Genomic DNA, 7463 nt, shown 5'->3' with positions numbered 1-7463 from the left:
CCCCCGCAAGCGGGAGAGGGAGCGTAGTCCCGTTGTGGCCAGCAGCGCGGCGTAAAATCTTCACGAGAACCCTAGGAACGTAGATGCCCGGGACAAGCCCGGGCATGACGCAGTTTGAAGACGCTGGGAGCAACGATCAGGCGTGCTTGACGTGCTTCTCGAGACCCGGATCGATCAGTTCGCCCTTCATCAGGAACAGCGGCGCCTTGTGATAGAGCTTCAGGTCGTTGAAGGGGTCGGTGATGATCTTGGTCATCCAGACGAGCCCGGTCTCGACATCGCGGATGAAGAACAAATGGATGGTGCGGAACAGGAGGCCGCCGACGCCGACCACGAGCCAGATCTTGGCCACCTGGCGGGTGAAGTCGCCCATCGTGACCCAGGGCTTGAACAGGCCGAACAGCGTCGGATCGAAGTACAGCACCATCGGCGACAGTGCCCAGATCGCCATCAGCACGACCTTGCGCTGCAGATTGTAGCCGACCTTGATGTCTTCCTTGTGCTCGTGGGTCGCCTGGTTGACGTGGTCGTAACCCTTCGGCTCGAAGAAGAAGTGACCGGCCTGGCGCGAGGTCATCGAGACCAGCCAGCCGACCAGCGCCGACACGACCGGATCGAAGAACAGCATCACATAGGCGAACAGGAAGCTCAGCGCGCTGACGAAGTGCAGGCTCTGGTTGATCCGGCTGTGATGGTAGAAGCGATGGTCATCCCAGCGCTGGGTACGCAGCTCTTGCAGGAAATTCTTGATCATTGGTTCCCCCAACATCTTTCGGGACAGGATTTACAGGGATTCGATGTATCGCGTGTGACATCATCATAATGACATATGACAATGCGGAGCGACGCCTTGACGCAACCGGAGCAGGGTCTCGCCTCATCCCGACGAAATCTGCGGGGAAAAGGCGAAGGAGGTCGTAGCCTCCCGGTTCGGGGCGCGCTGTGCGCTACCTCACCCGGGAGGAGCGGCGGGCTGGACCGCCTGGCCAGGCCGCCTCAGGCGGCTTTGGCAACATCCGCCTTGCGGAAGCGAACCAGCGAGAAGTGGCCGAGCGGCGGAATCAGGCGGCGCTCCGCAAGCTCCATGCAGCGTGCGCCCGCGAGCCATTTGGTGTAGCGCGACCAGGCGAATTCGGCGGTCCGGAACCCGAGCGGGCGCACCACCGGCTGCAGCTTCTGCTCGATGAAGCGGCGGACGCCGGCATCGGCGCTGACGCGGGTCAGGATGATCAGTTCGCCGCCCGGACGCACCACGCGGGCGAACTCGTCGAGCGCGGCTTCGGGGTTCGGCACCGCCGACAGCACATACTGCGCCATCACCACATCGAACGAATTGTCGGGAAATTCGAGCTTCTCGGCGTCCATCACCGCGAGGCCCTCGACATTCTTCAGACCCTGCTCGGTGACCCGCTTCTTGGCCTTCTCCAGCATCGCTTCCGAGATGTCGGTGCCGAAGATGCGGACGTTCTGGCTGTAGAGCGGCAGCGAGATGCCGGTGCCGACGCCGACCTCGAGCACCCGGCCGCCGATCTTGTTGGTGGCCTGGATCGCGGCCTGCCGGCCCTTGCTGAACACACCGCCAAACACGAGGTCGTAGATCGGCGCCCAGCGGTCATAGGCCTGCTCGACCGTCTCGCGGTCGAAGTCCATGGAACGGTCGGCACCCAGCTTGATGATTTCAGCCATAGATCGTCTCTCGTCTCTCGTTCGATTGAGCTGTTAATTTGGAACCGCACTGCGGCCGGCAACGCGGCGGGCGGGCCGCGGCGCGCGGCTCGGATGCAGCGTGGCCAGATTGCCGATGAACTGACGCGCACTGTTTTCCCAGGAACGCTCCAACGCAAAATTGCGGCAGTCGGCGCGCGACATCGTCAGCGCGCGCAGACAGGCGCTGCGCAGGTCGTTGTCGATCGCGCCGATCGGATGGTTGGCGATGACGTCCTTCGGGCCGGTGACCGGGAACGCGGCGACCGGCGTGCCGCAGGCCAGCGCCTCGAGCTGCACGACGCCGAAGGTGTCGGTCAGGCTCGGGAACACGAAGACGTCGGCGGCGGCGAGGTGCGAGGTCAAATCCTGCCCCTTCTTCTCGCCGAGGAAAATCGCGTCTGGATATTTCTGTTCCAATGCCGCCCTTTGCGGGCCGTCGCCGACCACGACCTTGGAGCCCGGCAGGTCCAGCGACAGGAAGGCGTCGAGGTTCTTCTCCACCGCGACGCGGCCCATGGTCATGAAGATCGGCCGCGGCAGATCGAGCGTGGCCGGCTGGTCCGGATTGAAGATCCTGGTGTCGACGCCGCGGGTCCAGAAGCCGAGCCTGCGGAAGCCGCGCTCGGCGAGCTCTGACCGCAGCGAGTCGGTTGCGACCATCGTCATCGAGCCGGCGGCGTGGAAGTGGCGCAGCACAGCATAGCCGACGCTGTCGGGAATGCCGGTACGCACCGAAACATATTCCGGGAAGCGCGTTGTATAGGATGTGGTGAAGGCGAGCTTGTTGCGCTGGCAATAGCCGCGCACCGCCCAGCCGATCGGCCCTTCGGTCGCGATGTGGATCGCCTCGGGCGCAGCCTCCTCGATCCGGCGCGCGATCTCGCGGCGGTTCGGCAGCGCCACGCGCAGGCCCGGATAGGTCGGCACGCCGACCGAACGGAAACCGTCGGGAGTGAGGAATTCGATCTCGGCGCCGAGCCCGGCTGCGCTGCGCGCAAGCGACGTCAGCGTCCGGACCACGCCGTTGACTTGCGGATGCCAGGCATCGGTCGCAACGAGTATGCGCATTGCAGGAGATCCAAATCGTTAATCTTGATTCTGCTCGCACGACGTTCTGACATGGATGTTTCAAACGTATGACGTCATCGAAATGTTAGGTTGTTTTTCACGGCAAACGGCCGGTTTTTCGTGTAACGTGACAGCCAGATGTCAGAGCAGAGTGAAAATCCCGGCGCCAAGCGCCGCAGGCTCAGGCGACGAAACTCGTCGCTGCTGATCCTTGCGGCCGGCATGCTTGTGTTCGGTCTCGCCGCCGGCGCGCTGTATTACGCGCTGCGTCCGGTGACGCTCGCGATCGCGGTCGGCCCGACCGGCAGCGAGGACGTCAAGCTGATCCAGGGTTTCGCCCAGGCCTTTGCGCACGACGGCAGCTCGGTGCGGCTGAAGCCGGTCACGACGCAGGGCTCCGCCGAGAGCATCGCGCTGTTCACGGCAAACAAGGTCGACCTCGCGGTGGTGCGCGGCGACCTCGACCTGCCCGCGAGCGCCGAGTCGGTTGCGATCCTGCGCAAGAATGTCGTCGTGCTGTGGGCGCCCACGGGTGCCAAGGGCAAGCGGCGGTCCGCGAAGATCAAGAGCATCGACGACCTCGCCGGCCACAAGGTCGGTGTGGTCGGCAGCACCCAGGCCAACGTCACGCTGCTGCGCGTGATCCTGACCGAGTCCGGCGTCAACCCCGACAAGGTCGCGGTCAGCCAGTTCGCCGTGAACAAGATCGCCGACCTCGCGCGCGACCCCTCGCTCGATGCCTACATGACCGTCGGCCCGCTCGACAGCAAGATAACGGCGGAAGCGATTACGGCGACGGCGGCGGCGCGCGGCGAGCCGGTCTTCCTCCCGATCGACGTCTCGGAGGCGATCGCGCAGAAGCATCCGCGCTATGAGTCCGAGGAGATCGCCGGCAGCATCTTCTCCTCGTCGCCGGCACGGCCCGAGGACAAGGTCGAGACCGTCAGCGTCAATCACCTCATCATCGCGCAACATGCGCTGAGCGAGGCGACCGTCGGCGCGCTCGACCGGCAGCTGTTCACGCTGCGCCTCCAGGTCGCACGCGATCTGCCGGCGGCGGCCAAGATCGAGAAGCCCGACACCGACAAGGACGCCGCGCTGCCGGCGCATCAGGGCGCGGCCGCCTACATCGACGGCACCGAGCGCACCTTCCTCGAAAAATACTCCGACTACATCTGGGGCGGCATCCTGCTGCTCTCCGGCCTCGGCTCGGCCGGCGCCTGGCTGCGCCACTACGTGAAGCGCGACGAGCGCGAGCACTACATCACCCATCGCGACAATCTGTTGACCCTGATCTCGCAGGTGCGCGGCGCCGAAACGCCGGAACAGCTCGCGGCCATGCAGGGCGATGCGGATGCCCTGTTGCGCGAGGCGCTCGACTGCTACGACGACGGCGCGATCGAGGAAGGCGACCTCTCGGTGATCGGGCTGACACTCGAGCAATTTCACCACGCCGTCTCCGACCGCCGCGCCGTGATCAACGGCGACAAGCCGGGCCTGCCGCGGATGCGCGCCGGCTAGACCGCGTGCACGCCGAATTGCACCGAGAGCAATGTGCACCGAGAGCAATGTTTCGATTGCGCGTGCAGGCGCGCGTGGCCATGTTGAGTACCACCACAACGCTTCGCACGACACCATGATCACGTCCATCGTCGCAGACCTGCCCGCGCCGTTCGTGCTCGCGGTCGCACTGGCCGGCGTCTTCCTGATCGCCTTCATGAAGGGCGCGTTCGGCGGCGGCTTTGCCATCGTCGGCATCCCGCTGCTGTCGCTGGCGATGGACCCGATCGCGGCGGGCGCGCTGCTGGCGCCGTTGTTCGTCGTCATGGACGTCACCGCGCTGCGGTTCTGGCGCCCGAGCACATGGTCGCGCATCGACCTCGCGATGCTGCTGCCGGCGCTCGTCGTCGGCATCGGCCTCGGCTACTTCGTGCTGCGCGATCTCGACCGGCATGCCGTCGAGATCGTGATGGGCGTGGTGACGCTGGTGTTCACCGCGCTGTGGTTTCTCGGCGGCGGCGAGATCAAGCCGCGTCCGCGCTCGACGTTCAAGGCGACGTTCGCCGGCCTGTCCTCCGGCGTCACCACGATGGTGGCGCATTCGGGCGGGCCGCCGCTTGCGATCTATCTGCTGCCGCTCGGCATGCCGAAGGCGCTTTACGCCGGCACCACCAGCCTGTTCTTCACGGTCGGCAACCTCTTGAAGGCCGGCCCGTGGCTCGTGCTCGCCACGCCGTCGCGCAGCCTGTGGATGCTGATGGCACTTTGCGTGCCGGCGGTGCCGGTCGGCGTCTGGGCCGGATGGCGGCTGCACGAACGTCTCGACCAGCGCGCGCTGTACCGCGCCTGCTACGCCATTCTGGTCATCACCGCCGCCAAGCTGCTGTGGGACGGATTGGCCGGATATCTCAGCTCCTGAACCGCGAAAGTGCTGGCTCCTCGTCAGGAGGACTGCCTGCCGCGGACGGCGTTCGCGGCAACGGCAAGCGGCGCAATGTCTGGACGCGTCGCGGCCGCGTCGTCCGGCGCAAGGCGCTGGCGCGCCACGAACGAGAAGCGGCTGCGCAGTTTCAGGATCGGCTTCTCGATCCAGTGCCAGGAGAACGCGGCGAACAGCGTAATCAGCAGCAGCGCGATCGCGAACTGAACGATCACGGGCGCTTGCGGCAGCCATACCCGCACCACCTGCTGCACCGGAAATCCGTAGAGATAGATGCCGTAGGAATAGTCGCCGCGCGAGACCAGCGGCAGCCGCGGCAGCTTCGAGACGCCGAGATACGCGGTGATGTAGACCAGCGCCGGTGCAATCAGAAGATTGAGCACCGGCTGGCTCATCCAGTCCGCCGGACCGAGCAGCGCGGCGCCCGCGCAGAGCGCGCAGCACGCGGCGAGAAGCCATCCGTTGTAGGGAACGCGGTCACGATAGAGATAGATGGCGATGCCGAGCATAAACGCGACCGGCAGCTTCGCGCCGCGTCCGAGGAACGGCGCCGCGCTGAAGATCCTGTCATGCAGCGTGCCGGCGACGCCGGCGGGCAGTTGCGACGATTGCGCGCTATGCCCGGTGAGTGCGAGCGCAAGGCCGATGCCGACCAGCACGAGCGCACCGAGCACGATGAGCGGCGGCCTGCGCAACAGGCCGAACAGGATGAACAGCGTCATCAGCGCGTAGCAGCCATATTCGAACGGCACCGTCCACAGCGAGCTGTTGACCTCCGGCGCGGGATTGCCGCTGAACACGCCGGGCAGAACGTAGTTCACGAGGCCGATGATGTTGGTGAAGTATTTGTAGGTGCCGAAGTTGGTGAAATAGTCCGACAGCGGCAGCGCGGTGAAGATCGGCCCGAGGATCAGCGCCGACAGCACGATCTCGACCGCAAGCGCCGGAATGATCCGCATGCCGCGATTGGTGAGAAATTCCTTCAGGGAAAGCCGAAGGCCGCTCGCCGCGATGAGAAACCCGCTCAGCGCGAAGAACATCACGAGGATTGCGTAGTGCGGAAACCAGGCGATCCACGCCTGCTCGCCGTCGCCACTGCCGCTCGCGACATAGGGCGCGTGGGCGGCGACGACGGAAATCGCCAGTGCGATACGGAGAAAATCGAACCCCGGGCCGAAGCCCTTCTGCCGATCCAGCATGCTGCCGATCGTGTGCCCCAGCATCATTTCCACTCCATTCCGAAACAATGCGCTGGGACAGCAAGCGCCGTGCCAGGAAGACTGTCTTGCGGCGGTACACCCCCTTCCCGGCAACCCGGCCTTAACCGTGCGACGAAACACGCACGAAACAATTCCCTAACGGCACGAAACCATTTTGGCGATTTCGTGCAAACGTCCTGAAACGCCTCACCTGTACTGCTTTGACCCAACGACGCGCCGGAACTGGCGCGCAGGGCGCAAACAACAGGGGTCGACAATGTTCAATTCCATCAAGCTGAACTCGCGTCTCGCTGCCGCCGCCTTCGGTGCGCTGGCGATTGGCACCGTCTCATTCGCAAATACCGCCGCGGCTGCTCCGCTGCCGATGTTCCCCTTCATCCTGACGCCGCCGACCGAGGCCGTGCAGCCGCCGGTGCAGTCGATGCCGCAGGCGCAGGAGGAAGACCGTTCCGTCGAATTGCCCGCTCGCCTGCGCCGCCAGGTCGTCGCCTATCCGACGCGCGAGGCGCCCGGCACCATCATCATCGACACCCCGCACACCTATCTCTATCTCGTGCTCGGTAACGGCCAGGCCATGCGCTACGGCATCGGCATCGGCCGCGACGGCTTCACCTGGTCGGGCACCCAGACCATCACCAAGAAGGCGGAGTGGCCGGATTGGACGCCCCCACCGGAAATGATCGCCCGCCAGCCCTATCTGCCGCGCCACATGGCCGGCGGCCCCGGCAATCCGCTCGGCGCCCGCGCCATGTATCTCGGCGGCACCATCTACCGCATCCACGGCACCAACGCGCCGGAGACGATCGGCACCCGCGTGTCCTCCGGTTGCCTGCGCCTGACCAATGCAGATGTCTCCGACCTCTATTCGCGGGTCAGCGTCGGCACCAAGGTGATCGTGCTGCCGATGACCGACCGCCGCGCCGATCTCGGCTCGGCCGTCCGCTAAGTCCCTCCCCTCCAAGGCGTGCCTTATTAAAGGCGTCCTCGGCAACGGCTCCGGCACTTCGTGCCGGGGCCGTTGCCGCGTT

Annotated in this window: 7 protein-coding genes; 3 read left to right on the top strand and 4 right to left on the bottom strand. The window is 65.4% G+C overall.

Annotated features, from left to right (window positions below; translation table 11 throughout):
* Positions 1-136: 136 nt before the first annotated feature.
* The 3 genes from AC1VNY_RS39160 to AC1VNY_RS39150 form a co-directional block, all read right to left on the bottom strand.
* On the bottom strand, positions 137-754 hold the full coding sequence (locus tag AC1VNY_RS39160) for a hypothetical protein (RefSeq protein WP_016841638.1): 618 nt from the start codon (positions 752-754) through the stop codon (positions 137-139).
* 242 nt (positions 755-996) lie between these two features.
* Positions 997-1686 carry a class I SAM-dependent methyltransferase gene (locus AC1VNY_RS39155; RefSeq protein ID WP_482409180.1) on the bottom strand — a complete coding sequence of 230 codons (690 nt, stop codon included), beginning with the start codon at positions 1684-1686 and terminating at the stop codon, positions 997-999.
* A 33-nt stretch (positions 1687-1719) separates the two neighbouring features.
* Positions 1720-2775, bottom strand: a complete 1056-nt coding sequence (locus tag AC1VNY_RS39150; protein ID WP_482409179.1) for a glycosyltransferase family 4 protein — start codon at positions 2773-2775, stop codon at positions 1720-1722.
* A gap of 138 nt (positions 2776-2913) precedes the next feature.
* Here AC1VNY_RS39150 and AC1VNY_RS39145 point away from each other — a divergent pair, with 138 nt between their 5' ends.
* Together AC1VNY_RS39145 and AC1VNY_RS39140 are read left to right on the top strand one after the other, a co-directional pair.
* Entirely contained in the window at positions 2914-4296 is a 1383-nt protein-coding gene (locus tag AC1VNY_RS39145) for a TAXI family TRAP transporter solute-binding subunit (protein WP_482409178.1), read from the top strand.
* Between the two features lie 115 nt (positions 4297-4411).
* A complete protein-coding gene (locus AC1VNY_RS39140; RefSeq protein WP_482409177.1) occupies positions 4412-5194 on the top strand; it encodes a sulfite exporter TauE/SafE family protein in 783 nt (260 codons plus the stop codon).
* Between the two features lie 23 nt (positions 5195-5217).
* Here AC1VNY_RS39140 and AC1VNY_RS39135 read toward each other — a convergent pair whose 3' ends face one another.
* A complete protein-coding gene (locus tag AC1VNY_RS39135) occupies positions 5218-6441 on the bottom strand; it encodes an acyltransferase family protein (protein ID WP_482409176.1) in 1224 nt (407 codons plus the stop codon).
* 250 nt (positions 6442-6691) lie between these two features.
* Between AC1VNY_RS39135 and AC1VNY_RS39130 the strand changes: the two genes are divergently transcribed.
* Complete coding sequence (locus tag AC1VNY_RS39130; protein WP_283069529.1) at positions 6692-7381, top strand: L,D-transpeptidase; 690 nt, start codon at positions 6692-6694, stop codon at positions 7379-7381.
* Positions 7382-7463: the final 82 nt, after the last annotated feature.

The sequence above is a fragment of the Bradyrhizobium ferriligni genome (genome assembly GCF_056837965.1).
This window is presented reverse-complemented; position numbering and strand designations above follow the sequence as displayed.